This window comes from Gordonia sp. UBA7860 (assembly GCF_002500165.1).
In the GTDB taxonomy this organism is placed as follows: Bacteria; Actinomycetota; Actinomycetes; order Mycobacteriales; family Mycobacteriaceae; genus Gordonia; species Gordonia sputi.
This window is the reverse complement of sequence record NZ_DLSO01000031.1, coordinates 15,870-40,936: the sequence shown is the minus strand read 5'-3', so window position 1 is coordinate 40,936 and position 25,067 is coordinate 15,870. Positions and strand designations below refer to the sequence as shown.

General features: G+C 65.2%; 19 protein-coding genes and 1 pseudogene. 13 read left to right on the top strand and 7 right to left on the bottom strand.

The window, feature by feature from the left end:
* Window position 1: 1 nt before the first annotated feature.
* Together B3T59_RS04785 and B3T59_RS04775 are read left to right on the top strand one after the other, a co-directional pair.
* Window positions 2-670: a hypothetical protein gene (locus B3T59_RS04785; RefSeq protein ID WP_251721559.1), complete on the top strand. Its 669-nt coding sequence runs from the start codon at window positions 2-4 to the stop codon at window positions 668-670.
* A 116-nt stretch (window positions 671-786) separates the two neighbouring features.
* A pseudogene (locus tag B3T59_RS04775) lies at window positions 787-2,030 on the top strand (lipase family protein).
* A gap of 3 nt (window positions 2,031-2,033) precedes the next feature.
* On the opposite strand, the gene B3T59_RS04770 reads toward B3T59_RS04775, so the two are convergent.
* From B3T59_RS04770 to B3T59_RS04760, 3 genes are all read right to left on the bottom strand, one after another.
* Complete coding sequence (locus tag B3T59_RS04770; protein WP_085941938.1) at window positions 2,034-3,407, bottom strand: lipase family protein; 1,374 nt, start codon at window positions 3,405-3,407, stop codon at window positions 2,034-2,036.
* Between the two features lie 196 nt (window positions 3,408-3,603).
* Window positions 3,604-4,227 (bottom strand): TetR/AcrR family transcriptional regulator, encoded by a 624-nt coding sequence (locus tag B3T59_RS04765; protein WP_005206229.1) that lies wholly within the window; start codon window positions 4,225-4,227, stop codon window positions 3,604-3,606.
* Window positions 4,228-4,280: 53 nt separating this feature from the next.
* Window positions 4,281-5,924, bottom strand: coding sequence for a Rieske 2Fe-2S domain-containing protein (locus B3T59_RS04760; RefSeq protein WP_005206231.1), 1,644 nt, complete (start codon window positions 5,922-5,924; stop codon window positions 4,281-4,283).
* 208 nt (window positions 5,925-6,132) lie between these two features.
* On the opposite strand from B3T59_RS04760, the gene B3T59_RS04755 reads away from it, so the two are divergent.
* From B3T59_RS04755 to B3T59_RS04745, 3 genes are read left to right on the top strand one after another with little or no spacing between them, the layout of a single operon-like run.
* Window positions 6,133-6,900: a lysophospholipid acyltransferase family protein gene (locus tag B3T59_RS04755; protein WP_005206233.1), complete on the top strand. Its 768-nt coding sequence runs from the start codon at window positions 6,133-6,135 to the stop codon at window positions 6,898-6,900.
* A 56-nt stretch (window positions 6,901-6,956) separates the two neighbouring features.
* On the top strand, window positions 6,957-7,763 hold the full coding sequence (locus B3T59_RS04750) for a lysophospholipid acyltransferase family protein (RefSeq protein ID WP_005206235.1): 807 nt from the start codon (window positions 6,957-6,959) through the stop codon (window positions 7,761-7,763).
* Entirely contained in the window at window positions 7,756-8,631 is an 876-nt protein-coding gene (locus B3T59_RS04745; protein ID WP_005206237.1) for an HAD family hydrolase, read from the top strand. Before B3T59_RS04750 ends, B3T59_RS04745 begins: the two co-directional genes overlap by 8 nt.
* 24 nt (window positions 8,632-8,655) lie before the next feature.
* Here B3T59_RS04745 and B3T59_RS04740 read toward each other — a convergent pair whose 3' ends face one another.
* Window positions 8,656-9,828 (bottom strand): acyl-CoA dehydrogenase family protein, encoded by a 1,173-nt coding sequence (locus B3T59_RS04740; RefSeq protein ID WP_005206239.1) that lies wholly within the window; start codon window positions 9,826-9,828, stop codon window positions 8,656-8,658.
* A gap of 75 nt (window positions 9,829-9,903) precedes the next feature.
* Window positions 9,904-10,491 (bottom strand): peroxidase-related enzyme, encoded by a 588-nt coding sequence (locus tag B3T59_RS04735; protein WP_005206242.1) that lies wholly within the window; start codon window positions 10,489-10,491, stop codon window positions 9,904-9,906.
* A 434-nt stretch (window positions 10,492-10,925) separates the two neighbouring features.
* Between B3T59_RS04735 and B3T59_RS04730 the strand changes: the two genes are divergently transcribed.
* On the top strand, window positions 10,926-12,500 hold the full coding sequence (locus B3T59_RS04730; RefSeq protein WP_287001600.1) for a SpoIID/LytB domain-containing protein: 1,575 nt from the start codon (window positions 10,926-10,928) through the stop codon (window positions 12,498-12,500).
* Between the two features lie 5 nt (window positions 12,501-12,505).
* Here B3T59_RS04730 and B3T59_RS04725 read toward each other — a convergent pair whose 3' ends face one another.
* Window positions 12,506-13,228: a GAF and ANTAR domain-containing protein gene (locus B3T59_RS04725; RefSeq protein WP_005206248.1), complete on the bottom strand. Its 723-nt coding sequence runs from the start codon at window positions 13,226-13,228 to the stop codon at window positions 12,506-12,508.
* A gap of 86 nt (window positions 13,229-13,314) precedes the next feature.
* Entirely contained in the window at window positions 13,315-14,163 is an 849-nt protein-coding gene (locus B3T59_RS04720) for a PIG-L deacetylase family protein (RefSeq protein ID WP_005206250.1), read from the bottom strand.
* 299 nt (window positions 14,164-14,462) lie between these two features.
* Between B3T59_RS04720 and glf the strand changes: the two genes are divergently transcribed.
* The 7 genes from glf to B3T59_RS04685 all read left to right on the top strand — a co-directional run bounded on the left by glf (window position 14,463) and on the right by B3T59_RS04685 (window position 24,908).
* Window positions 14,463-15,677 carry a UDP-galactopyranose mutase gene (gene glf / locus B3T59_RS04715; protein WP_287001599.1) on the top strand — a complete coding sequence of 405 codons (1,215 nt, stop codon included), beginning with the start codon at window positions 14,463-14,465 and terminating at the stop codon, window positions 15,675-15,677.
* Window positions 15,678-17,654: a glycosyltransferase gene (locus B3T59_RS04710; RefSeq protein WP_005206253.1), complete on the top strand. Its 1,977-nt coding sequence runs from the start codon at window positions 15,678-15,680 to the stop codon at window positions 17,652-17,654. It begins immediately after the preceding gene.
* On the top strand, window positions 17,635-18,375 hold the full coding sequence (locus tag B3T59_RS04705; RefSeq protein WP_049700196.1) for a phosphatase PAP2 family protein: 741 nt from the start codon (window positions 17,635-17,637) through the stop codon (window positions 18,373-18,375). The genes B3T59_RS04710 and B3T59_RS04705 overlap by 20 nt, the downstream gene beginning before the upstream one ends.
* The gene (locus B3T59_RS04700; RefSeq protein ID WP_287001598.1) at window positions 18,372-19,289 is read left to right on the top strand and encodes a decaprenyl-phosphate phosphoribosyltransferase; all 918 of its coding nucleotides are present in this window, start codon (window positions 18,372-18,374) and stop codon (window positions 19,287-19,289) included. The genes B3T59_RS04705 and B3T59_RS04700 overlap by 4 nt, the downstream gene beginning before the upstream one ends.
* Complete coding sequence (gene zomB / locus B3T59_RS04695) at window positions 19,279-21,612, top strand: flagellar motor control protein ZomB (RefSeq protein WP_287001597.1); 2,334 nt, start codon at window positions 19,279-19,281, stop codon at window positions 21,610-21,612. The genes B3T59_RS04700 and zomB overlap by 11 nt, the downstream gene beginning before the upstream one ends.
* 472 nt (window positions 21,613-22,084) lie before the next feature.
* Window positions 22,085-23,101: an alpha/beta hydrolase gene (locus B3T59_RS04690; protein WP_287001596.1), complete on the top strand. Its 1,017-nt coding sequence runs from the start codon at window positions 22,085-22,087 to the stop codon at window positions 23,099-23,101.
* Between the two features lie 286 nt (window positions 23,102-23,387).
* Window positions 23,388-24,908: an alpha/beta hydrolase-fold protein gene (locus B3T59_RS04685; protein ID WP_376782660.1), complete on the top strand. Its 1,521-nt coding sequence runs from the start codon at window positions 23,388-23,390 to the stop codon at window positions 24,906-24,908.
* The last annotated feature ends 159 nt before the right edge of the window (window positions 24,909-25,067 follow it).

Here is a 25,067-nt window from a genome sequence, read left to right as displayed (position 1 = left end):
CGTGAACGCTCACAACCGCAAGACACGCGACGCCATCCTCGGACATCCCGCTCCGCGCGACATCGAATGGACGCAGTTCATCAACATGTGGGAAGACGTCGCGGATGAGGTCGAGCAGGAGCACGGCGACCGCCTGTCGGTATCGCTCAACGGGCATCGCGAGGTCTTCCACCGACCGCACGACGGGCGGGTGTCGATCAAGGACATCGAACTCGCTCGCCACCTGCTGGCCGCCAAGCCGGAGGACCAGGGTGAGGGAGATCTGGCCGTGGTCACCGTCGACGCCAAGGGAGCGCGGATTCTGTCCTACGACCTCGACGAGGTGAAGGTCACCGACGCCGCGAAACAGGTGCGCGACAAGCAGTCCGTTGCGCGTCACCTGCGGACCGTCGAACGCGCAACCGGCCGCGACGACGAGAAGGGGCTCGACGCGTTCTTCAAGGAATTGTCCGGATCGATCAAGCTCGATCTGAAAGACCGCTCGTTCGTTCTCCTCGGGCACGGGAAGGGCAAGGCCGACGTCGCGGAGCAGTTCGCGAAGTGGTTGTCAGAACACGACAAATCAGTCTATGACCGCATTATGGGCGTGGCTGCGATCGACCTGAGCGCGGCCACCGACGCCGATATCGAGCAGCGCGCACTCGAGGTGACCCGCGGGGGCGTCGTCTGATTGACGGCTTGGTGGATCGCGCTGCGCGGATGGTGGCGCTGTTCTAGTTTGAGCGGGTGCGCAGAGTAGATGTGAGTCGACGGTCGGTGTTCGTACGAGCGGTCGTCGTCGCGCTTGTGTTGTCCTTGTCGCTGCTGGGGTACTCGGGGGGTTCGGCGGGCTCGGCGTCGGCGGCACCCCCGGCGGCACCCCAGTCGTCGACCGGGCAGGCCGCGAGTCCCGCTGCGGCGCCAACGGTTACGCCTGCGAACGATCCGTTCTACACCCCGAGCGTGCCGATCGGTGGGCTGCGGCCCGGTGCGGTGATCTCGTCTCGTGTCGTGACGCTCGGCACGAACGGCACCAGCCTGCCCGCGACGGGCACGCAACTGCTGTACCGGACCAACGACGCCTTCGGGCGCCGTCGTCGACGGTCACCACGATCATCTCGCCGCCAGGCAGCAGGCCGGGCACGCCGCGGCGCATGATCTCGTATCACGAGTTCTACGACGCGCTCGGCAGTCAGTGCGACCCGTCGTACACGCTGCGCGGTGGCAAGTCGTCGTCGAGTGCGGTCGATGTCACGATGATCGCGTCGATGGTCTCAGCCGGCTACACGGTGGTGGTCCCCGACTACGAGGGTCCCAACATGCGGTGGACCATCGGCAAGGAATCGGCGCACGCCGCGCTCGACGGAATCCGTGCGGCACAACGGTTTCTGCGCGCCCCCGCCTCGACGCCGGTCGGCCTCTACGGATACTCGGGCGGGTCCATCCCGACAGGATTCGGTGCCGAGTTGGCGCCGTCGTATGCACCTGAGTTGAACCTGGTCGGTGCGACGGCCGGCGGCGTGCTGGTCAACCCGGCACACAACCTCGCCTATGTGAACGGGACCACGCGGTGGTCGGCGGTGATCCCCGCACTCATGAGCGTCTACGACGAGACGTACGGCATCGGTATCGATAAGTACCTGTCGCCCAAGGGTGTTCAGGTTCTCGGCGACATTCGTGGTGAGTGCATCAACAACTTCCTCGGCAAGTACCCGAATCTGACCGATTCGTCGTTGCTGCTCCCGCAGTATCCTTCGCTCCTCGACGTTCCGGGTATCCCCGCAGCGATCAAGGCGAACGTGATGGGTTCCCTCGGCACACCTCGAACACCGATGATGCTCGGCGTCGGAGACAAGGACGGTCGAGGTGACGGGGTGATGCTCACCGCCGATGTGGTCGGGCTGAGCAGAAGCTACTGTGCGCGTGGACTTTCCACGTCGATCCATGTGTACCAGGGACTCGACCACGCCGAGGCGCTCGCGCCGTGGACCGGCGACGCGTTGGCCTACCTCAACGACAGGTTCGCCGGTCGGCCGGCGCCGCGCTGCTGACGGTCAGGGGTGCACCGGGTTTCGGCCGAGTTGCTGCCCCACGAGCGCCGCGAGGTTGTTGCCGACGAGGTTGACGAAAGCGGGCCAGGTGTCGGGGTTGAGTGCCATCGTTCCCTGGTCGCTCGTAGAACATCCGCGTCGAACGGGCTTGCCGTCCAGGCGATCTGCCATCCAGACGACTGCAGGAGCGAAGCCCTCGACGGCCAGCGTGATGTGCTCGCTGAAGTGGTCGCGCGTGTACTGTATGTCGGCTCCCGGCGTTGCGCAGTAGGTCTTCACGAGGGTGTTGACCGGACCGACCGGGGCTATCCAGTCGGGATTCGATTGGTAGATGAACATCGGGAAGGTCGGAGTGTTGCGCCCCATCTTCAACTCGTTCAGCACTTTTCGTGGTGCCGGGTAGTCCAGTGGGTCACCGGGGACGTCGATCAGTCCCTTGATGTTGAGGAACGGGGCGAGCGCCGCCTGGTAGGAGAGGCACAGCGGATTCTTGCCCTCGATGAGCGCCTTGCCCAGCGGGTTGGTATGTGCGCGTAGGAAAGCCGCGAGCTCTGGGTACTCGCGACTGACACCGATCACCCCGGCGAGGATGAGGCCGGACGCCGCGTTGTTGTTGGCGAGGTCGACGAGCGCGCGGATGTTCGCGGGCACACCACCTTCGGCTGCCCCGACGATCGGCAGCTCGGGAGCATAGGACTCGTGAAGCTCCGACGCCCAGCCGGTCGCGATGGCACCACCGGAGTAACCCATCAGACCAACTCGCAGGTCGCGCTTGAGGCCCAACGGCGTGAAGTTCCGTGCACCCCGAATCGCATCAAGGGTGATACGCCCGGCGAGAGGGCCTGCGGCGAAAGCGGAATCGGGTCCCTGATGGTCGGGGATCACCACCGAGTAGCCGGCCGCGACGAGCGACGTGATCTGGAGCAGTTCGAATGTGGAATCGACCGAGCCGGTCAGGGTTCCCGGAATCGAGGCCTGCTGCAGTGCATACGACGGCGCGCAGTACTGCGCCGTCGAATCCTCGGCCGACTGCCACGAGACCAGCTTGGACGGACCGGGTTTCGCTTTGCCGCGGGGTTTGAGCACAGTGGCGACGGAGGCGATCGGCTCGCCGCGAGTGTTGGTCGAGCGGAAGGAGTACTGCCAACTGTCGACGTTCAACGGAAAGATCGAGAGCGCGGCCAGGTTGACCCGTCGAGCCGCGATGAGTTCACCGGGATGCTTGGTGGCCACGGTCTGCGCGGGTGGCGAGTAGAAACTCTTGTCGAACTCGGGGATCGCCGGCGGAACGGGGAAGGGGAGCGCCGGCGCGACCGGCACCGCCGACGCCTGCCCCGCGCCGGAGATCAACGCTCCCGCAATCATTCCGAGCGCCATCAGTGCCGCAACCCCGACCGTCCACACGCGCATGACTGCGTGACCTGTTCCCCGACTCACCTGCATGACTCCTCGCTGCCAATGAGTGAGACACCAACGTCTCACTGTGGGGAGAAGCTACTCCAGTGTGGTGTGGCACACAAGATCGGCGCGGAGTTGGTCAGGTCTCGACAGGCTGGTCGGAACGTCAGAGGGGTCAGATCTCAGCGAACGCCAGGAGGACGTCGGCGAGGAGTTCGACGACGTCGTCGATCGACTCGGGATCGGGGGAGAGGCTCCAGCGGTGCACGATCGCGGTGAGTGCGCCGACGAAGGCGATTCCGAGCTGATCAGTGCGTGAGTCGGTGGGCCTTCCCGCGAAGGCCGACATCGCGGCAACGAAGTACGACACCCACTCGTCGCGTCCGTCGAGTCTGTGCTGTTCGACGCGCGGACTGACTCCGACGATCTGTGCGAATGACACCTCGGCACGCCGGGGATCGGTGCCCACAGAGCTCATGTAGGCGCGCATCGCAGCGGTTGCCAAGACGTGCGTGTCACGAGAAGTGCTCTCCGACAACGCCGTTGCGACGGCATCTCGGGCGGCACCCTGGATCTCGTCGTAGAGCGCGACGAGGAGTTCCTCGCGGTCGGAGAACAGCTCGTAGAACTGTCGACGCGACAGACCCGCTTCTCGGCAGATCGACGTCACCGACGACTTGGCGTAGCCGACGGAGGCGAATTCGCCCAGTGCCGCGTCGAAAAAGCGTCGACGCCTCTCTGCCAGCCGGTCGGCGACAGGACGTCCGGCGTACGTGCGCTGGCCCGGTTCGATTGTCACAGTTCTGTTGTCACGGTTCGCTTGTCACGGTTGGGTTGTCACGCTGAGGACTGTCACGGCGCGTCAATGTGCTTGGAGCGCAACTCGTGTCCCTTCGACGTCAGGCAGCGCCCCGACGGAAGGTCCCACTGCCAGCCGTGCAGATTGCAGGTGAGCTTCTCGCCCTCGACCACACCGAACTTGGAGAGGTCGGCCTTGAGGTGCGGGCAGCGGCGCTGAATCTCCCAGCCGTCCTTGACGATCGACGCCGAGTCGTCGTGCGCTTCGGAGAACCAGCCGTCGGCGTAGGCGATCCGCTCGTCGGTGAGGCATTTGAAGAAGGTGTAGAGGTACTCGTTGTAGCCGCCGATGCGCCACGTGGTGAACCGCGTCGACAAGAAGATGGTATTGACCCAGTCGGGTTCTTGATCGCGCAGCACCGTGCGCACCAGTTCGGGTGCGATGCGAAAACCGTAGCGGTACTTGCCTTCTCCGTCTTTCGGCTCGCGCACGATGCGGTTGGGGAAGTCGAGGACGACGGTCTGTGCCTGCGGGTGGTCGGCGCCGTCTTTGCTGTGGAAGTCCGGGGTGATGACCAGGCCGACCGGGTAGCCGATGCCGTCGCAGATCAGGTCCGACTGCACCATGATCGGCTCGAACAATTCGCGGAGAGGCTCGAGGAGCGATTCACCGTCGTCGACCGCCCACGTTTCCTTCTGTGCGGCGATGACCGGTGCGAACTTCTCCTTCATCCGCTCGAGGTACGCCTGCTTGTTCTCGCCGAACACGTCGTGCGGGGCGTACGGGTGGCTGACCTCGTCGAGCGTCGAACCGGTGAAGCGGGCCGTCGAACCCGACACCATCATCAGGCCGCGGTGATGCTCGCCGTCGTCGGTGCCGTGGATGACCATCTGCTCGAGGAAGGTCTCCTGGTCGGGGAAGATCGACGTCACGTCGCCCGGGCGTGCGTTCTGTGATGGGTCGTCGATCCCGGACCCGAAGTCGTTCAGTTCGAACAGGTCGTCGTCGAGGAACATCGGCGGGCCTGCCGACGGGATGACCCACGTAGCCCCGACCTGTTCGATGTACGAGCGGGCGCGGTCCATGCCGCGCTGACGCTTCTGCGCGGCGAAGTTGGCCTTGGAGCGCTTCGGGATGTCGTAGACCATCGGGTACCAGATGGCGCCCGAGTACTGCAGCATGTGGACGTCGATGTGGCCGAACTGCTCGAAGATGACGTCGAGGTCGATCGGCCGGGAGTCGTTCATGTTGAACACTGTTGTCTCGCCGTCGGAGACGACGAGGCCGGAGTCGCCGATCGGACCGTCGGCGGGCGCGCGCAACGCGACGATCATGATGTCGAGGTCGCCCTTGGGGCCGCTGACCGTGGTCTTGACCGAGTCGGTTGTCTCGACGAACTTGGTGAACCCGAGCTTCTCGAGCTCGCGCTTGAGGTCGGGGACCGGGTAGTCGGGGAGCAGGACCGTCGCGTCCTTGCTGATGTTCTCGCGCAGGTTGCGCTCGTCGAAGTGGTCGAGGTGCAGGTGTGAGACGTAGAGGTAGTCGCACTGGCCGAGCGCTTTCCAGTCCAGCTCGGAGTTGTCGGGGAAGGGCACCCACGACGCGAAGTACGTCGGATTGGTCCAGGGATCGCAGAGGATCGAGCCTGCGTTGGTCTGGAGGTGGAAACCGGCGTGTCCGATGCTGGTGATCTGCACGTGGGGCCTTTCGTGTTCGCGCGGGGGCTGAGGTTCTACGGGTCGCGCGGTGGAGCTCTCGACCATCCAATCTATCGACTGCGTGCAACTCGCGTCATGGGGCTTCGGTACCGTTCTCGATCGCTGTGATGGGGCGCACTCCCTCGCGTGTGCGCACGGGTGGAGATGAGTCGCTGTGGGGTGTTGCGGCACTGGCTAAGCTCGACACATGGAACCCGTGTACGCCTCTGTGATCACAACCGCGCGACTGTTGTGGCTGGCCGAAGGCTTGAAGTTCGAGATCTCCGGCGTCGAGAACGTCCCCAAGACCGGGCCGGGCGTGGTTGCGCTCAATCACACGGGCTACATGGACTTCACCTACGCGGGCATCCCCGCGTATCTCCAGGGCAAGCGATACGTGCGGTTCATGGCGAAGAAAGAGGTCTTCGACAACAAGGTCTCGGGGCCGATCATGCGAGCGCTCAAGCACATCCCGGTCGACCGGGCCAACGGCGCCGACAGCTATCACCAGGCGGTCGAGTACCTCAAGCAGGGCGAGCTGGTCGGGGTGTACCCGGAGGCGACGATCAGCCGGAGCTTCGAGCTCAAGGACTTCAAGAACGGTGCCGCACGGATGGCACTCGAGGCCGGGGCGCCGCTGCTCCCGACCGTGATCTGGGGAGCGCAGCGCGTCTGGACCAAGGGGTTCCTCAAGCAACTCGGCCGCACCGGCTACAAGATCATGGTCGGCGTGGCCGAGCCGATCGAGCCCGTCGGCGATCCCGAGACCTTGACCGCGCAGCTGCACAAGTCGATGAGCGAGAAACTGCTCGAACTACAGGACGCCTACGGTGAGCACCCCAAGGGCGAGTTCTGGGTGCCCGCACGACTGGGAGGGTCGGCGCCGACGTTGGAGGAAGCCAACCGCCTGGACGCCGAGGAACAAGCGGCCAGGGAGGCGCGCAGGGCGGCGCGTGACGAGTCGTCGCCCGAGTAGGTGCCCCCGGGTGGTTGCTTTCGGGTGGTCGGCAGGCTGCCCGATAGGCTGGTCAGGTGAGTTCTGAGTCGAGAGGTGAGTTCGGCGACTCGTCGCGTCGGGAGCCGGTGTTCCGTGCTCTCGAACTGATTGCCACCGGGATCGTCCGCGGGCAGAAGATGGATCTGCGATTCGACGGTCTCGACAACATCCCCGCCGACGGTGGTGCTGTCCTGGTGATCAACCACACGAGCTACGTCGACTTTCTGCCCGCGGCGTACGGCGTGTATCAGGCGGGGCGTCGAACGCGGTTCATGATCAAGTCCGAGATGATGGATATCGCCATCATGCGGTTCTTGATCACCCGCACGCGCTCTGTGCCGGTTGATCGATCGCAGGGCGTTGAGGCTTATCGTGGCGCGGTCTCGGCGCTGCGAGAGGGTCGGATCGTCGCGGTGTATCCGGAGGCGACGATCAGTCGCAGCTTTGAGCTCAAGGACTTCAAGACCGGTGCGGTGCGCATGGCCGCTGAGGCTGGGGTGCCGTTGATCCCGACGATTGTCTGGGGTGCGCAGCGACAGTGGACCAAGGGCGGCACACGTGACATGGGGCGCAGTCGGATTCCGGTCCGCGTGCGCTACGGCAGTCCGATAACGGTTGCGCCCGAGAGCAATTCGGAGCAGGAGACATCGCGGTTACGAGATGTGATGCACGAGCAGCTCCTGCGTGTTCAGGATGACTACGGGTCGCATCCGGAGGGCGAGTTCTGGGTGCCCCACCGACTCGGGGGTTCGGCGCCCACGCCCGAGGAGGCTGCTGTCATCGAGAAAGACGAGGCCGAGCGCAAGGCCGCAGCCCGCGAGCGAAAGGCCAATGGTGAGTGACGCATCCGCGGCGTCGACCGGCGAGAGCACCGTCGGATTCGACGGCCCGCCGACACTGATCGCCAGCGACGTCGACGGAACTCTGATCGACGACCAGAACACCGTGTCGCCCTTCACGATCGGCGTACTCGGGGCAGCGTGTGATGCCGGCACCGAGTTCGTCCTGGCGACGGGCAGGCCACCGCGCTGGATCGCCGAGATCACCGACCAATTCCCGGGTTCCGCGGTCAACGTGCGATATGCGGTGTGCGCCAACGGCGCGATCATCTACGACGTCGCGAACGACAAGATCGTGTACTCGTCGCTGCTGCAGACGGATCGGCTCGCGGTGCTCCGCGAGGTGATCGCGCGGTGTCTACCCGACGCCGGGGTTGCCGGAGAGCGAGTCGGCTCGTCGGAATTCGACGCTGCCACACCGCCGTTCGTGGCGACGGCCGGCTACCGGCACGCCTGGCTGAACCCCGATCACATCGAGGTCGGCGATGACGAGGTCTACGCGGAGCCGGTGGTGAAACTTCTTGTGCGACAGCCTGATCTGGCCAGCGGTGAGATGGCTCGGCGGCTTCTGCCGGAGGTCGACGGCATTGCGCAGGTCACCTTCTCCACCGACAACGGATTGATCGAGCTCTCGGTGCCCGACACGCACAAGGCGTCGGGTCTGGACAAACTCATCGATCTTGCAGGACTTTCCGGCGAGCGCACCGTCGCGTTCGGTGACATGCCGAACGACGTCGAGATGCTCACCTGGGCCGGGCACGGAGTTGCGATGGGACACGCGCATCCGGCTGCGATCGCCGCCGCCGACGAAGTGACGGTCGGCAACAACGAGGACGGCGTCGCGCGGGTGCTCGCGCGGTGGTTCGGCTAGAACCACCGCGCAAGCCAAGAGGTTTCAGGCAAGCCCGAGCGCGAACGCCCCGACGAAGGCGCGCACCGCGTCGGAGTTCGGTGGGTGGAAGCTGCCCGCGCGTACGTCGCGGTAGAGCCGCTCCAACTCGTTACGACGATGCAGCGCACCGGCTCCCGCGATCTCGAGTGCAAGATCGGTGACCTGCCGGGCGACCCGGGTGCTGTTCTCCTTCGCGGCGAACAGGCGCAGAAGGGCGCGGTCGCCGAGATCTTCACCGGCGGTGAGCGACTTGGTGAGATCGTCCAAGGCGCCGGTCACGGCTTCGAGTGCCAGCTCGGCCTCCGCGACGTGATACTGCGTGAACGGCTTGTGTGCGACGGTCTCCCCGTCGAGGCTGAGCGCGCTGCGCGACGTCGCCGAGGCGATGGCGAGATCGAGTGCGCGGCGGGCGATTCCGACGTAGATGTTGCCGAGCGCTGGAAGCACCCACGGGAAGATGCCCGCGACGTATCCGGTGGGTTGCTCGCCGAGTTCGACGACGCCGACGGTGCGTTCGTGTGGAACGAAGACGTTGTCGAGCAGCGTGTCGTGGCTTGCTGTTGCCCGCACGCTCAGGGTGTCCCAGGTCTCGACGGTGGTGACGCCTTCTTCTCCGCGAGGACTGAAGGTGTGCACGATCTTTGGGTGTTCGGGGTCGGAGTTGTCGCGGGCGTGCACGCCGAGCCAATCCCATGCCGGTGACAGCGAGGTGAAGATCTTTCGACCGGTGATGCGGTAGCCACCCTCGACCGGCGTCGCGATGGTCGTCGAATCGTCGATGACGAGGTCGTTGCCTGGTTCGCCGTGCCCGGCGGCGATCACCTTGCCCGTGGCGACTTCGTCGGCGAGCCATGAGACATCCGAATTACCCTGTGCGAGTTGATCGGTGATCGGACCGACCCAGTACAGGTGCATGTTGATCCCGAGCGCGGTGGCCGGCGCGAACGTGGCAAGGCGACGCTGCTCGGCGTTGAGCTGGTGCAGCGTCAGGCCGAGGCCGCCGCGTTCGACGGGCAGCGTGGCGCGCAGGTAGCCGAGTTCGGAGAGGTCGGCGAGGTCGTCGGCGAAGAAGGTGTTGTCGCGATCGTGGGTGACGGCGCGCTCGCGGAAGCGTTCGAGGGTGTCCTCCGGGATCACCCATTCGGTGGTGGTGGGTTGAATTATTGTCTCTGTCATGGCGTTTCCCCTGTGGAGTTGTGGCGGTGGAGTTTCGGCTGTGGGGTTTTGTTGTCGGGGTGCTGGGGGGAGGTGTCAGTCGAAGAACTGGTCGTCGGGGCGTACCTGCAGCGCGATGCTGAACCGGTTCGCTGCGGCAAAAGCTGCGACGACCTGGATCGCCTCGTAGATTGCAGCGTCGTCGAGTCCGAGGTCGCGCAGGGCGTCGAGGTCGTCGTCGGAGACCTCGCCGGGGCGGACCGAGAGTGTGGCCGCGAAGTCGGCGAGCGTGCGCTGACGCGCGGTGAGTTCACGGACCTCGCGGTAGTCGACGGCGATTCGGGTTCCGAGCTTCTTGTCGCCGAGTGCGTCGCCGAGGCTGACGGCGTGGTTGAGACGGCAATAGGAGCAACCGTTTTCGGCGGAACTGACGGTCGCGATCAGTTCACGATCGGCGTAGGGGAGCAGGCCGGCGTTGGGGTCGAGCAGCCCGAGGATGTACTCGTTGAACCGCGCGGCATGTGCGCCACCGAGCGCGAAAGCGCGCACCCAGTTGGGGATGTAGCCCAATTGACGTTCGATGGAACGGATCTGGCGTTGAAGATCGTCGGGCAAGTCGTCGATCTCGGGCACCGTGAGGCGCGAGATCTGGGTCTCCGGAGCGGCGTCGAGCGTGTTTGTCATGAGGTGTCCCCTGAAGGTGGAAGTCGGTGCAGTTCTGATGTCGGTGAGTCGTCGATCTGCGTGATGCCGTGCGGCGGACGGGCCGCGGTGGTGCGTCGAACGATAGGAAGCGTCGTGAGCGACCGACAGGTTAAGAACTGCGACGATCCGAAATGTGGGCATGCCCAGTCGGCTTTATGAAGCGCCCAGTCGCCGCGAGGAGGCGCCCAGTCGGCCGTACGGAACGCCCAGTCGGCACGATGCAGCGCCCAGTCGGGGTGGATGCGCGGCGGTCGGTGCGTTGGGGGCTATTCAACTCGTGACGCGGTTGTTATGCCCTGAGGTTGGTATTTGGAAGAAGAATCACTATGGTCACATAAGTCCCATTAGTCACATCTGTAACAGTCCTCGATGGGGATTGCCTGACCAACTGCGTGCTGGAGGTGCGGACAGCCGTGAAACTCCGACTGTCGAATCCGTTCGTCTCCCGGGCGCGTCCGGGGAGTCGACGTCGTCGAACATCATCTGCGGTCATCTGTGCCGTTGCCCCTGCGCTGCTGGTCGGAGGGGTCATCGCGGGCGACGGCTACTCGTCGCGCTCCGACATCGGTCTCGCGGCCGACGCCGGCGTGGTCCTGATCGGACACGGACACGGTCACGGCCGCGGAATGGGCCAGTGGGGTGCATACGGGTACGCCAAGAAGGGCTGGTCGTCGTCGAAGATCCTCCAGCACTTCTACGGCGGTACGACGCTGAGCAAGGCCGACCGGCCCGACATCACCGTCGGACTCAGTAAGCAATCCGCGGTCAACGTGCGGGCGGATGCTGGTGCACGCGTCGGGAGCGTGCAGGTGCAGCCGGGGCAGGCGGTCAGCATCTCGGGCGGAACCGCGACCATCACCAGCGGCTGCGGCGGTGGCGCACTGCAATCGGTGCCCGCGACCTTCGTCGATCCGATCAACCCGGCCACCAATCGTCCCGGAAACGAGTTGCTGAAGTTCTGCGGATCGAACGCGGCGTATCGCGGTTCGCTCGGGCTCGACGGCGGACGCGTGGTCAACAAACTGAACCTCGACGACTACGTCAAGGGTGTGATCGCCAAGGAGAGCATTCCCGGCTGGGGCGATTCGGGCGGCATGGAAGCGCTCAAGGCGCAGGCCGTCGTCGCGCGCAGCTACGCGCTCTCGGCCATCGCGGGCGGTAAGAAGATCGACGACACGCAGAACTCGCAGATGTACGGCGGCGTGGCGGGTGAGGACTCGCGCACCAACCGTGCGGCCGACGCGACGTCGGGACAGATCCTGCGGCAGAACGGCCAGCCCGCGTTCACCGAGTTCTCCGCGTCGACCGGTGGCTACACTGCGGGTGGACGTTTCCCGGCCGTCGTCGACGAGGGCGATTCGATTGCGCCGGAACACAATTGGACTGCCAACGTGAGTGGGGCGAGCATCGCTTCCGCTTTCGGGGTCGGTGCGCTGCGTAGTTTCGAGGTGATCGAGGCCAACGGACTCGGGCCCGAGAACGGTCGAGCGTTGCGGGTCCGGGTCTCCGGCTCGGGTGGCACCGTCGAGGCGACCGGCGAGGACGTTCGGACCAAGCTGCAGCTCAAGTCGTCGTGGTTCTCGGTGAAGGGCCAGACGAGTAAGCCGAAGATCGTGACCCCGCCGACGGGGCCGGGTGCGGGCGCCGGGCTGGGTTCCGCCGATCTCGGCTCGCTGATCCCCGACTCGCTGACCGGGCTGGCTGACAACCTCGTGCCGGGGTCGTCGAAGCTCCTCGGCATCGCGACCGACGCTCTCAACGGCAAGCTCGGTGATCTCGGTGGCGTCACCGGGCCGCTCGGCCAGGCGGTCGGGGTACCGACGCTGACGCCCGACGGCGCAGGGGTCACGCAGCTCTTCCAGAAGGGCATGATGTTCTTCAGCCAGCCGACCGGCGCCCACGCGCTCGCGGGCAAGGGGCTGGCCGACTTCCAGCAGCGCGGCGGCGTCCCGGTGCTCGGCTTCCCGCGCGCCGACCGACTGCGCTGAGCGGACTACTCCGGGCCGGCGTCGACGACCTGTGCGGCGATGTCGACGAGTTTGGTGTTCGAGTCCTGGGAGAGCCGCGCGAGGAGGCTGAACGCCTGGTCGGGGCTGAGTCGGTACCGTTCCATCAGCATCCCCTTGGCCTGGCCGATCAGGTCGCGTGAACTCAGTGCCGTGCGGAGCTGCTCCTTCTCGCGCACCGCGGAGAACGCAGTCGCGGTGTGGGCGGCGAACAACTGGCCGAGGGCCCGCGCCTCGTCGTCGAAGGCGTTCGGAACAGTGCTGTGCAGGTTGAGTGCGCCGCGCTCTTCGCCCGCGATGTAGAGGCAGAAGCACGCCATCGACCCGATGCCGAGGTCGGCGGCCGCCGCGCAGAACGTCGGCCAGCGCGTTTCTCGACGCATGTCGTCGATCCAGATCGTGGTGTCGTCGGTGGCCGAGCGGATGCACGGTCCCTCGCCGAGTTCCTGTTGAAGCGCGTCCGATTGTGCCGCGATCTCGCCGATCATCACGGGTGTCTCGATCCGGCCTTCGGTGACGATGGTGATGCTGGCATAGTCCGAGCCGATCGCCTCGGCGGCGGCTTTGGTGAACAGGCGCAGCAGCATGTCGCTGTCGGTGCTCTCCGATTGCAGTTGCGCGACAATGCGGGCGATCTCCGAGCTCTTCTCAGCGATCTCGGTGCCCGTCCATGTGGTCGGCGCGGTTGTCCGCGAGGTGAGGTCAGTCAACGGTTACTCCTTCCGCACAGCATCCACACAGCACTTCGCCGCATGCGCGCGTTTGGGGTTGCGCACGGACGTACTGCCTGGACCTATCAGCCGAAAACATACTCCGTACCTCGCAGGAGATGCGATGTGATCGAACCACCGAGCACGGGCTGGGGGTTGTCGTCCGGGGTGCGCGGGCGCTTCTGCTCCGCAAAGGAGCGTGCGGCGGCGTTCTTCACGGCCATCACGGTCGGCGAGACGCCGACGGTCTGCACTCGATGCCACGGCACGTTCACGTCGCCGGGCCGCGCCCAATACCACAGCCAGATCGGGTACATCCACAGTTGGATACCCAGTGGTTTGGCGATACGCATGGCAGCCTGGCCGACGGCTTCGTGGTCGGACTCGCCGTCGTGATCCCACACGGCCAACAGGCCGTTGCGGGCGCCCGGCCGGGCGTCGAGGATGTTTCTGATCATCGCGTCGAGGCGGTCGGGGTACTGCTGGAGCGTCCCCGAATGGAGGCCACCCCATCGTGGGAGGTCGAGGCCGAGCAGCATCGACGCGGTGTCGAGTTCGAGATGCCGACGGTTTGCCAATTGCTCGGGCGATCCGGGGTGCGTCGCGTGGCCGTCGGACGCGCAGATCGTGACCACCTCGATGCCCTGCGACGCCGCGGTGTGCACGAGACCGCCGGCTCCCAGGATCTCGTCGTCGGGATGAGCTGCGACGACGACGAGGCGATCGATGTCGAACACAACCTGTGGCCAGGTCTGCGAGGCCAGCCAGGTGAGCCACTCCGGTTCGGGGGTACCGAACGACTTCGGCGACTGATTGCGCGTCGGCGCGGGAAAGAAGCGGGTCATCGGCGTGCGAGGCGGAATCGGGACGTCAGGCGACGAATCGTGTGCGTGTGTGGGCGACAGTATTGGTGGAGTGACGTGCTGGGAGGTCATTGGCGGACTCCTACGGGGAGTTGCGCAATCCGCAGTACACAAACAGCGGTACACGAGCTGCGATGCACAGTCTTCGGTGAGCCGATTTCTACAGCCCAATGAACCGAGTATACGAGTCCTGGCCAGCCCCGATTGCGTAGTCGGCGCACATCACAACTCGACGCGGCGCTCTCGCCGTCGTCGCGGCGTGTTCGCGCGTGTCCATCACCTCGCGCGTCCGTCGTCCCCGCGCGGCTGGCCGGCCCCGACCCCTGCGTGTGTGGACGACTACTTTGTCGGGTCCGTTACCCTGAACACCCGTGGCCACCAATAGCACCGTCGCGTCGAACTCATCCTTTGATCTGATCATCGTCGGATCCGGGTTCTTCGGTCTCACCATCGCCGAGCGCGCGGCGACCCAACTCGACAAGCGGGTTCTGGTGGTCGAGCGCAGGTCGCACATCGGTGGCAATGCTTACTCAGAGGCCGAGCCCGAAACCGGCATCGAGGTGCACAAATACGGCGCCCATCTTTTCCACACGTCGAACAAGAAGGTGTGGGACTACGTCAACAAGTTCACCGACTTCACCGGCTATCAGCACCGGGTGTTCGCCATGCACGACGGCCAGGCGTACCAGTTCCCGATGGGACTGGGGCTGGTGTCGCAGTTCTTCGGTCGGTACTACAGCCCCGACGAGGCGCGGGAACTGATCGCCGAGCAGTCCAGCGAGATCGACACCAAGGACGCCAAGAACCTCGAGGAGAAGGCGATCAGCCTGATCGGGCGCCCGTTGTACGAGGCGTTCATCAAGGCCTACACGGCCAAGCAGTGGCAGACCGACCCCAAGAATCTGCCTGCGTCGAACATCACGCGACTGCCGGTGCGCTACACCTTCGACAACCGCTACTTCAACGACACCTACGAGGGGCTGCCGGTCGACGGCTACACCGCGTGGCTGGAGAACATGGCGGCCGACGAGCGCATCGAGGTGCGCACCGACACCGACTGGTTCGCCGTCCGTGACGAGATCCGGGCCGCCAACCCCGACGCCCCGGTGGTCTACACCGGCCCGCTCGACCGGTACTTCGACTACTCGGCGGGACGCCTGGGCTGGCGCACCCTCGATTTCGAGACCGAGGTACTGGCCACTGGCGACTTCCAGGGCACTCCGGTGATGAACTACAACGACGCCGACGTCCCGTTCACGCGCATCCACGAGTTCCGCCACTTCCACCCCGAGCGCAAGAACTATCCGGCGGACAAGACCGTCATCATGCGCGAGTTCAGCCGATTCGCCAACAACGACGACGAGCCGTACTACCCGATCAACACCCCGGAAGACCGCGACAAGCTCGCCGCCTACCGCGAACTCGCCAAGACCGAGACCGCGGACGCCAAGGTGTTGTTCGGCGGCCGGTTGGGCACCTACCAATACCTGGACATGCACATGGCGATCGCGAGTGCGCTCACCATGTTCGAGAACACGCTGGCGCCGCACCTGAGTGATGGTGCGCCGCTCGCGGAGGCGGAGTAGATGAGTGTGACTGTTTCCAACACGACGACGTCCGACGAGACGACCGCGACCACCGGGGCGCAGCCCGCGGCTGCGCCGAGCGTTCCCGAGTCGAAGGCCGTCGAACTGCTGCAGCGGGTCATCTTCCCGCGGCCGGGTGAGCCCATCGACGTGCGCTCGCTCTATCAGGTGGAGTCCGACAACAACACTCGTCGTGCCCACGCGCCGACCCGGACGTCGGTGTTGCTGGCAGGCGAGTCGGAGGTCAGCTTCGAGACCTACTTCAACGCGTTCGCGGCGTCGTATTGGCGACGCTGGTCGGTTCTGAAGTCGGTCGTACTGCGCGTCGAGGTCCGCGGCACGTGCCGCGTGGACCTGTACCGCTCCAAGGTCGACGGCTCGCGAATCGGTATCGGCGGCGACCTGGTACCCACCGACGAACACGGTTACGGCGTCATCGAATTCGAGCTCGACCTCGGGCCGTTCGAAGACGGCGGATGGATCTGGTTCGACGTCACCACCGACACCGATACCGAAATCGTCTCGGCGGGTTGGTATTCGGCGATTGCAGCGTCGACAGGTCCGGACACCAAGCGCGTCACCGTCGGCATCCCGACGTTCAACAGGCCGACGGACGCGGTCAACGCACTGGCGGCGCTCACGTCGGATCCGTTGGTGGACGCGGTGATCGACGCCGTGCTGATGCCCGACCAGGGCACGCGCAATGTGGTCGACGAGCCGGGCTACGAGGAAGCGGCCGCAGCGCTCGGCGATCGGTTGCACATCTTCGACCAGGGCAATCTCGGCGGCTCCGGCGGCTACGCGCGCATCATGTACGAGGCGCTGCGGCTCACCGACAGCCCGTACATCCTCTATATGGACGACGACATCGCAATCGAGCCGGATTCCATCCTGCGCGCGCTCGCGATGTCGCGATTTGCCTCCTCGCCCATGCTCGTTGGCGGTCAGATGCTCAACCTGCAGGACCGCAGTCACCTGCATTCGATGGGTGAGGTGATCAATCACCACAATTTCATGTGGACGGCCGCGCCCTTCGTCGAGTACGACCACGACTTCGCTCAGTACCCGTTGCGCGACAGGGAGAATTCCAAGAACCTGCACCGTCGGATCGACGTCGAGGGCAACGGCTGGTGGATGTGCATGATCCCGCGCGAGTGCGCGGAGCAGATCGGCCTACCGATGCCGTTGTTCATCAAGTGGGACGACTGGGAGTACGCCCTGCGCGCCGCGAAAGCGGGCTACCCGACGGCGACGATCCCGGGAATCGCCATCTGGCACATGGCCTGGAGTGACAAGGACGACGCCATCGACTGGCAGGCGTACTTCCACTTGCGCAACAGGCTCGTCGTCGCCTCGATCCACCACGACGGTCCGATCAAGGGAATTCTCCAGTCGATGGTCAAGGCGACGGCCAAACATCTTCTGAGCCTTGAATATTCGACGGTCGCGATTCAGAACGAAGCGATCCGCGACTTCCTCGCGGGGCCCGATCACATCCGCGACCTGTTGCCGACCGCGCTTCCCAAGATCGCAGAGATGCGCAAGCAGTACCCCGACGCGGTGGTGTTGCCCTCGGCAACCGAACTGCCCCGAACCAGCGGGGAGGCAACGCATCTCGGTGTCAACGTGCCGACCAACCCGGTGAGCAAACTCAGAGCGCTCGCGGCGTCGGTGGTCAACAACCTGCGCCCGGCAGACCCTCGTCATCACGAGGTGCCGCAAGCCAACTACCCGCCGATCGAGGCCCGGTGGTTCTCGCTTGGACGGGTCGACGGCGTCACTGTCACCACGGCCGACGGTCGGGGAGTGGTGTATCGCCAGCGAGACCGCGACAAGATGATCGCGCTCGCACGCGAATCCGCTGCCCTGGTGCGTGAACTCAACGAGAGGTTTCCTGAGATGGCGCAGCGCTACCGCGCCGCCCATCAGGACTTGACCAGTAAGGAGAGCTGGGCGGGTGTCTTCGGAATCGAATGATCGGGATGTCGCGGAACGCGACGAATCGTCGAACGATGCGGTCAGTCGCGGTGAGAGCCGCGAGGTCGACGCGCTGATCGCCATTCAGGATGCGCTCTACGACCGTCCCGGTGTGCTCCCGACAGCGCGGGCCCTCTCGCATTTCGGCGAGCATTCGCTCGGTTGGCTGGCCATCTCGGGACTCGGGTACGCCGCCGCTCGTCGTCGAGGCGACGCCACGGCGCAGCGGCGATGGGTCGAGGCCGGAGTCGGTGCATTCGGTACGCACGCGGCGTCGGTGATCATCAAACGCATCGTCCGACGCCCCCGCCCGCACGACCCCAGAATCCGTATCGGGGTGTCGACGCCGAGCAAGCTGAGCTTTCCGTCGTCGCACGCGACGTCGACCACCGCGGCGTCGATTCTGATCGGTCGGGCCGCCGGTTTGCCGCCCTACCTGCTACCGGCACTTCTGGTGCCACCTATGCTCACGTCGCGGCTTGTGCTCGGGGTTCACTATCCGAGCGACGTCGCCGCGGGAGCCGCACTCGGCGCGCTGGGTGCTGGAGCCGTCATCGGTGCTGACACGCTGTTCGAGCAGGCATCGCGGACGGCCGCAGGGCATCCGCGCGCCACGCGCACCGCGCGTGTGGCGGCCCGAGCCGGTGCGCTTGCGCTGGTGCCCGGGCAGACCGCACGGACAGCGGCCGCGTGGGCGATCAGGAACCGAGGAGAGGCATGAGCGAGGAGCCCATCGAGAGCGGCAAGAAGGCCGGGCCGCCGAAGAACCGGGCCGACGGCCTGATCAAGGCGCTCCGCCCACGGCAGTGGGTGAAGAACGTCCTGGTGCTGGCAGCTCCGCTGGCCGCGGGCAGCATCACCGACGCACACGTTCTCGGCCGCGCCGGGATCGCCTTCGTGGCGTTCTGTCTCGCGTCGTCGTGCATCTACCTGATCAACGACGCGATCGACGTCGAATCCGATCGCAACCACCCGACCAAGCGGTATCGGCCGATCGCCGCGGGCGTCGTGCCCGTCAAGCTCGCGTATGTGCTGGCAGTGGTGCTCGGCGTTGCGTCGCTGCTGATCGCCTATTCGGCGAACTGGCAGACCGCGGTGGTCATCGCGGTGTACCTGGTGATCCAGCTCGGCTACTGTTTCGGGCTCAAGAACCAGCCGGTCATCGACATCTGCATCGTCTCGTCCGGGTTCCTGCTGCGAGCGATCGCCGGTGGTACCGCGACCGACATCAAGCTGTCGCAGTGGTTCCTGCTGGTGATGGCCTTCGGATCGCTGTTCATGGCGGCAGGTAAGCGCTACGCCGAGTTGGTGCTTGCCGAGCACACGGGCGCAAAGATCCGTAAGTCGCTGCAGTACTACACCACGAGCTACCTGCGCTTTGTCTGGACGCTCTCGGCCACGCTCGTCGTCGCGTTCTACGGCCTGTGGGCGTTCGACAAGAACTCCGGCCACGACACCAACGTGTGGTACGCCGTCTCGATGGTGCCGTTCACCATCGCGATTCTGCGCTACGCCGTCGTCGTCGACGGCGGTACCGCGGGCGAACCCGAAGAGATCGCCTTCGGCGACCGCATTCTGCAGATCCTGGCGCTGGCATGGATCGTCTGTGTTGGTGTCGCGGTCTATGCCGTCTGACGTTCGTGACGAGCCCGCTCGCGCGGGGCGGCACAGACTTCGAGAGACCGCCGACACTGTCCGAGATTTCGACTCCGACGTCACGATGGTGATTCCCGTCGTCGGTGAGAGGTCAGGCGCCGCAGCGCAGGAACCCGGTCCAGTCGGCGGGGAACCTGGCGATGTTGACGACGACGTTGCCGTCGGCTCTGATGACCCGGCTGACGATGAAGACTCGGCCGACGGGCGCGACACGGCTGACGGGGGCGACGAGGATGCGGCCGCCGGCCCCCCGCCGGGAGCGGGACGTCGGCGATTTCTGTCGTCGTGGGGACCGCGTGAGTGGACGGCGACGATCAGTTTCCTGATCGGGGCCATCGGGGTCACAACATTCTTCGCGATCGGAGCGTGGCAGCGCCGGTGGATTGCCGACGACGGCCTGATCGTGCTGCGCACCCTGCGAAACCTCTTCGCGGGCAACGGCCCGGTGTTCAATGCCGGCGAGCGTGTCGAGGCAAACACCTCGACAGCGTGGACCTACCTGCTGTGGTTCTGGGCCTGGGTCACCGACGGCCAGCTCGAGTACGTCGCGCTCTGGGTCGCGTTGGTGCTCTCGGTGTCGGCGATCCCGATCGCGATGTACGGCACGGCACGACTGCTCGGACCGCGCATCAGCGGTCCCGCTGCAACCGGGATCACGTTGCTGTTGCCACTGGGTGCGATCGTCTACGTCGCGATCCCGCCCGCGCGTGACTTCGCCACGAGTGGTCTGGAAAACGGCCTGTGCATCTTCTGGGTCGCGGTGCTCTGGTGTCTGCTGATCGCGTGGTCCCGGAGACGGGCGAAGGGCGACGTCCCGCAGAACGCGGGTGCGCGACGAACCGCGGGTTACCGAGGAGCCGCGGCGACGCTGTTCCTCGCGTTCTGGGCGGGGCTCGCGCCGTTGATCCGACCGGAACTCACCGTGGTCGGTGGGATTGCACTGCTGTTGGTCTTCCTGGCGCCGCTGTCGTGGAAGATGCGCGTCGGTGTGGTGGTCTGCGCTGCGGTGCTGCCGGTGGGCTACCAGATCTTCCGGATGGGCTACTACGCACTGCTCGTGCCCAACCCCGCTGTCGCGAAGGATGCGAGCGGGTCCAAGTGGCATCAGGGCTTCATCTACCTCGGCAACCTCTTCGGGCCCTACACGCTTGTCCTTCCCGTCATCCTGGCGATCGTCGCGGGGGTCTTGATCGTCATCGGCACCCGGATGAACAGCGCGCGCACACACGACGACTCGAGCGCCGAGGCGTCGTCGAAGGAGAAAGAACGTCCGACGGTGCGCGAGCGACTGTCGCGCTGGTCGCGCAACCTGCAGACGCCGACGACCGTCACCGTTGCCATCGTGGTCGCGGGACTGATCGACGGCGTCTACTGGCTGCGCCAGGGTGGCGACTTCATGCACGGCCGTGTGCTGCTGACATCGATGTTCACGATTCTGCTCCCGGTCATGGTCGTACCGCTCTCGCTGCCCGCCCTCGCCGATGTCCGCGCGGTATTGCGACGCGGCGTCGACGCTGCGAAGGACCGGAATCGACGCCGTCGCGTGCTGGTGCAACTCGGCGGCGCGACCGTGATGGCGGCACTGTGGATCACGACGCTGGTGTGGGCGATCGTCTGCCACGAGAAGGTGTTGCCCAACGCGGGCATCGACATCGGACGCAGCGGCATCGTCGACGAACGTCGGTTCTACGTCACCAACATGGGTAACGAGAACCCGGTCACCGCTGCCGACTATCTCGACTACCCGCGCATGCGCGCCATGGTCGAGCGGATCGACGAGTACCGCACGCAGGGCGGAGTGATCCTGCCATCGAACAACTACGACGAGTGGTACGTGGCCAAGCTGCCGGACAACACCCCGCAGGACAAGCGCAAGGCGACCGTCTACTTCCTCAACCTCGGAATGACGAGTATGAACGCGCCACTCGACGTCCGCGTGATCGATCAGATGGGACTCGCGTACCCGATCGCCGCGCACACCGAACGCCTCGAGGACGGCCGCATCGGGCACGACAAGAACCTGCCTGCCGAGTGGGTGATCGCGGAGTCGGGTGCTTATGGCAAGTGGCCGGTGCTGCCGAACTTCCTCGACGAGGACATGGTGGCGCAGGCGAAGGAAGCGCTGACGTGCTCGCAGACCGTCGACCGGATCGAGTCGTACAAGGACACCTGGTCCTTCGCGCGATTCAAGAAGAATCTGTCTGCATCGTTCGGCTTCTCCGATTACCGAATTCAGCGCAATCCGGAGTACGAACTCCAGCGCTGCGGACTGCCGGTGCCGCCCCGACTGCACCCGAGATGAGCGTCACATTTTCGACGGTCCGACCGATGAACCGCGCAGGTCAAACGCCATGGAGATGGCTGAGGCGGCGAGAGACTTGTCCTGTTATGTATCGGATAGGTAACGTCGAAGCCTGATAAAGCGATGAGAGATAAGACCGAGCGGTACTGGTCGATCGACACCACGTCGACGTCGTAAGGCGGCGGATGTGGCGCCGGTCACACTGATTGTCAGTGTGTTGGACGATGCAATAGGCTCCCGAATCGTTGTGCATTGCACATGAAGTAGTGGTGCATCGCACTCGGGGCCGTGTCTCGCACGGTTCGTGTGGAGGCCGCAAGCGACGAGCAAGGGTGTCGTCCATGGGTGGCCAAGCCGGTCGGGTTGATATCGCGCACGTAACGATCTGGTGCCTGGTGTGTCCTGTGGGGCGCATGGGGACTGGTAACAGAGGAGAGTTTGGTCGATGGGAGTAGCGGTGAGGTCAGGAGCGATGACACCCGGTAAGCGTGGTGGGTTCCGGTTGCGCAGCCGGTTGGTTGCGGTGACAGTCGCACTGATGACGATCGCGGGTCTAGCGTCGGTCATCACGGGCGCCGGTACGGCAGATGCACGTATCAACGGGACCCCAGCGGGCAAGAGCGAGTGGTGGATCGATGCCTGCGGCATGCCGACCAACGGCGCGTTCGGCAACAAGTCGATGGCTCCGGGCAAGGTCAAGGTGCGCTCCTGGTTCAAGCCGGGCAATACCCGCACCGTGATCCTTCTCGACGGCATGCGCGCCCAGTACGACTTCTCGGGCTGGGAGATCAACACCAACGTCCAGGAACTGGTCAACCGCGGCGTCAACGTCGTCGAGCCGATCGGCGGGCCTGCCAGCTTCTACACTGACTGGAACGCACCCAGCAACTTCAACGGCCAGCAGCGTCGTTACATGTGGGAGTGCGTGATCCAGAACCGCCTCGCGCCGGCTCTGCGTCAGAAGGGCTTCAAGGGCAAGGGTGGCAAGTACGCCATCATGGGCATCTCGTCCGGTGGTAACGCGGCTCTGGTTCTCGCGGCCAAGCGCCCCGATCTCTACTACGCGGCAGGCTCGCTCTCGGGCTACGACTTCCTGAGCGCGCCGGGCATGCACACCATGCTTCGACTGGCCATGCTCGACGTCGATCCCAAGCCGTGGAACGTCGACGCCATGTGGGGTCCCCCGTGGGATCAGCGTTGGTACGACAACGACCCGTTCATGCTGATCAACCGCATGCATCACCTCAAGGTCTTCACCGGATCGGGTAACGGACTCTTCGGCCGCTACAACGCGCTGCCGAACGTCTTCGACGACCTGTTCAAGGGTTCGACGCTCGAGGTGCTGGCGCTGGCACAGCGCAAGGCATTCGAGGTCGCAGCCTTCACGCAGGGCATCAACCTGATGACCTACGACGCCAATGGCACCCACGCGTGGGGCTACTGGCAGGACATGGTGTGGAGCGCCTACCAGCGAGGCTTCTTCCGCTGATCTGATCAGTAATGCTCTACTCGTACGCGACCCCGACCGGGACTCCCGGTCGGGGTCGCGTCGTTTGTGGCCGACCTCGAAAGCGCCACGCTGGCTGACCCCATCTGCATCACAAGTCACAGAAATCTCATCCGCCTCAGCGCGTCGCGCGTGGATTCATCGTCGGGACAGGGTAAGAAACACCTGAGGCAAAATGTGGCTAGTGGGATGTGTGTGATTTCTGAGGTGTGCGCAGACGCGTACACAGCGGAGTTCCGCCCCACCGGTGCGAAGGAGTGGGAATCGAATGCGTCGAGCGGTACGCGCTGATCGCGCGAAGGGGGATCGGGTGACGAACGAGCAGGGGTGGCGACGAGGACGTCGGATCACGCGTCTCGCAGCCACGGTGTCGGCGACGATCGCCGTGGCGGTCGGTATGACGATGGCGGGCCAGGCATCTGCGCCCGCCGATCCGCCCGCCGCACCTCCGGCCCAACCGGTAGCTCCGGCCCAGCCGGCTCCGGCTCAACCGGCGGCTCCGGCCCAACCGGCGGCGCCTGCTGAGCAGGCAGCGCCCGCGCAGCCTGCAGCGGCGCCCGCGCAGCCCGCACGCGTCACGAAGGTGTTCTGGTACACCGACCGCCGCGTCGCGCTGTGGGTGCACTCGCCCGCGATGAACACCGACATCCAGGTGCAGATCCTGCTGGCGCGCGACTGGTGGGCCCGCCCGGACGCCAAGTTCCCGCAACTGACGATGCTCGACGGCCTGCGTGCGCAGGACGACCAGAGCGGGTGGGTCCTGAACACCAACATCGTCGACTTCTACAAGGACAAGAACGTCAACGTCGTCCTGCCGATCGGCGGTGAGTCGAGCTTCTACACCGACTGGAAGCAGCCCGACCGCGGCAAGACCTACAAGTGGGAGACGTTCCTCATCCACGAGTTGCCCCCGATCATCGAAGGCGACTGGCGTTCGACGGACGTCCGCGGCATCGAAGGCCTCTCCATGGGTGGCACCGGTGCGATGATGCTGGCCGCGCGCAATCCGGGCTTCTACAAGTTCGCGGCGTCGTTCTCGGGCATTCTGCAGTTGACGTCGACGGGTATGCCGCAGGCAATCCAGTTCGCTCAGCGCGATGGCGGTGGCTACAACTCGATGAACATGTTCGGACCGCCGAGCGATCCGGCATGGAAGGAACACGACCCGTTCCTGATCGCCGACAAGCTTCGCGGAACGAGCCTCTACGTCTCGTCGGGCAACGGACTCGTCGGACCACACGACAAGCCGTCGGATATCCCGCTGCTCGCCACGAACTACTCGGGCGTCGGCCTGGAACTGCTCAGCCGTGTCACGTCGCAACAGTTCGCGATCAAGCTCAACCAGCTCGGCATCCCGGGGCAGGCGGTGTACCGACCGTCCGGAACCCACACCTGGGCCTACTGGGAGTTCGAGATGGCGCAGGCGTGGCCGCAGGCTGCGGCGGCGCTCGGACTCGGCGGAGACAAGGTCGCGTGCCGTGCGTCGGCGGCGTTCAAGAAGGTCGCCGACGCCAACAAACTGGGCGGTTGCCTCACACCCGAGTACGCGGTACCGGGTGGACGCGCACAGGACTTCTACAAGGGTCGCGTGATCACGGGTCCCAAGGGGCCCAAGGAGGTCGCGGGCGCGATCGGTGGGGCATACGCCTCGATCGGTGGTCCCGGCGGCAAACTGGGTCTGCCGACCAGTGACGAACTGCCAACCAGGGACGGCAAGGGACGCTTCAACACGTTCGAGCGCGGCAAGATCTCCTGGACCGCCAACGGCGGAACGGTCATCGGTAAATGACCGCACGCAGCCTCACCCGGTGCCGAGTGTGTTCGATTGATCGGCACAGCCTCGGCGCCGGGTGTGGGTGCGCTGAGATCTCGCTGAGGAATCGCGGCGTTTTCGCAGGTGACGTCGTTGTGGTGGTCTGTGACGTCTTGCGTTCGGAGTAGCCTGGCA

What these genes read in the sequence shown, in the direction of transcription:
- B3T59_RS04770 (WP_085941938.1), bottom strand. Translation starts at nt 3,407, where the DNA reads ATGGCGCTCGGAATGATTGCGGGAGCGTTGATCTCCGGCGCGGGGCAG.
- B3T59_RS04755 (WP_005206233.1), top strand. Translation starts at nt 6,133, where the DNA reads ATGGAACCCGTGTACGCCTCTGTGATCACAACCGCGCGACTGTTGTGG.
- B3T59_RS04740 (WP_005206239.1), bottom strand. Translation starts at nt 9,828, where the DNA reads ATGACAGAGACAATAATTCAACCCACCACCACCGAATGGGTGATCCCG.
- B3T59_RS04735 (WP_005206242.1), bottom strand. Translation starts at nt 10,491, where the DNA reads ATGACAAACACGCTCGACGCCGCTCCGGAGACCCAGATCTCGCGCCTC.
- B3T59_RS04720 (WP_005206250.1), bottom strand. Translation starts at nt 14,163, where the DNA reads ATGACCTCCCAGCACGTCACTCCACCAATACTGTCGCCCACACACGCA.
- B3T59_RS04710 (WP_005206253.1), top strand. Translation starts at nt 15,678, where the DNA reads ATGAGTGTGACTGTTTCCAACACGACGACGTCCGACGAGACGACCGCG.
- B3T59_RS04700 (WP_287001598.1), top strand. Translation starts at nt 18,372, where the DNA reads ATGAGCGAGGAGCCCATCGAGAGCGGCAAGAAGGCCGGGCCGCCGAAG.
- zomB (WP_287001597.1), top strand. Translation starts at nt 19,279, where the DNA reads ATGCCGTCTGACGTTCGTGACGAGCCCGCTCGCGCGGGGCGGCACAGA.
- B3T59_RS04690 (WP_287001596.1), top strand. Translation starts at nt 22,085, where the DNA reads ATGACACCCGGTAAGCGTGGTGGGTTCCGGTTGCGCAGCCGGTTGGTT.
- B3T59_RS04685 (WP_376782660.1), top strand. Translation starts at nt 23,388, where the DNA reads ATGCGTCGAGCGGTACGCGCTGATCGCGCGAAGGGGGATCGGGTGACG.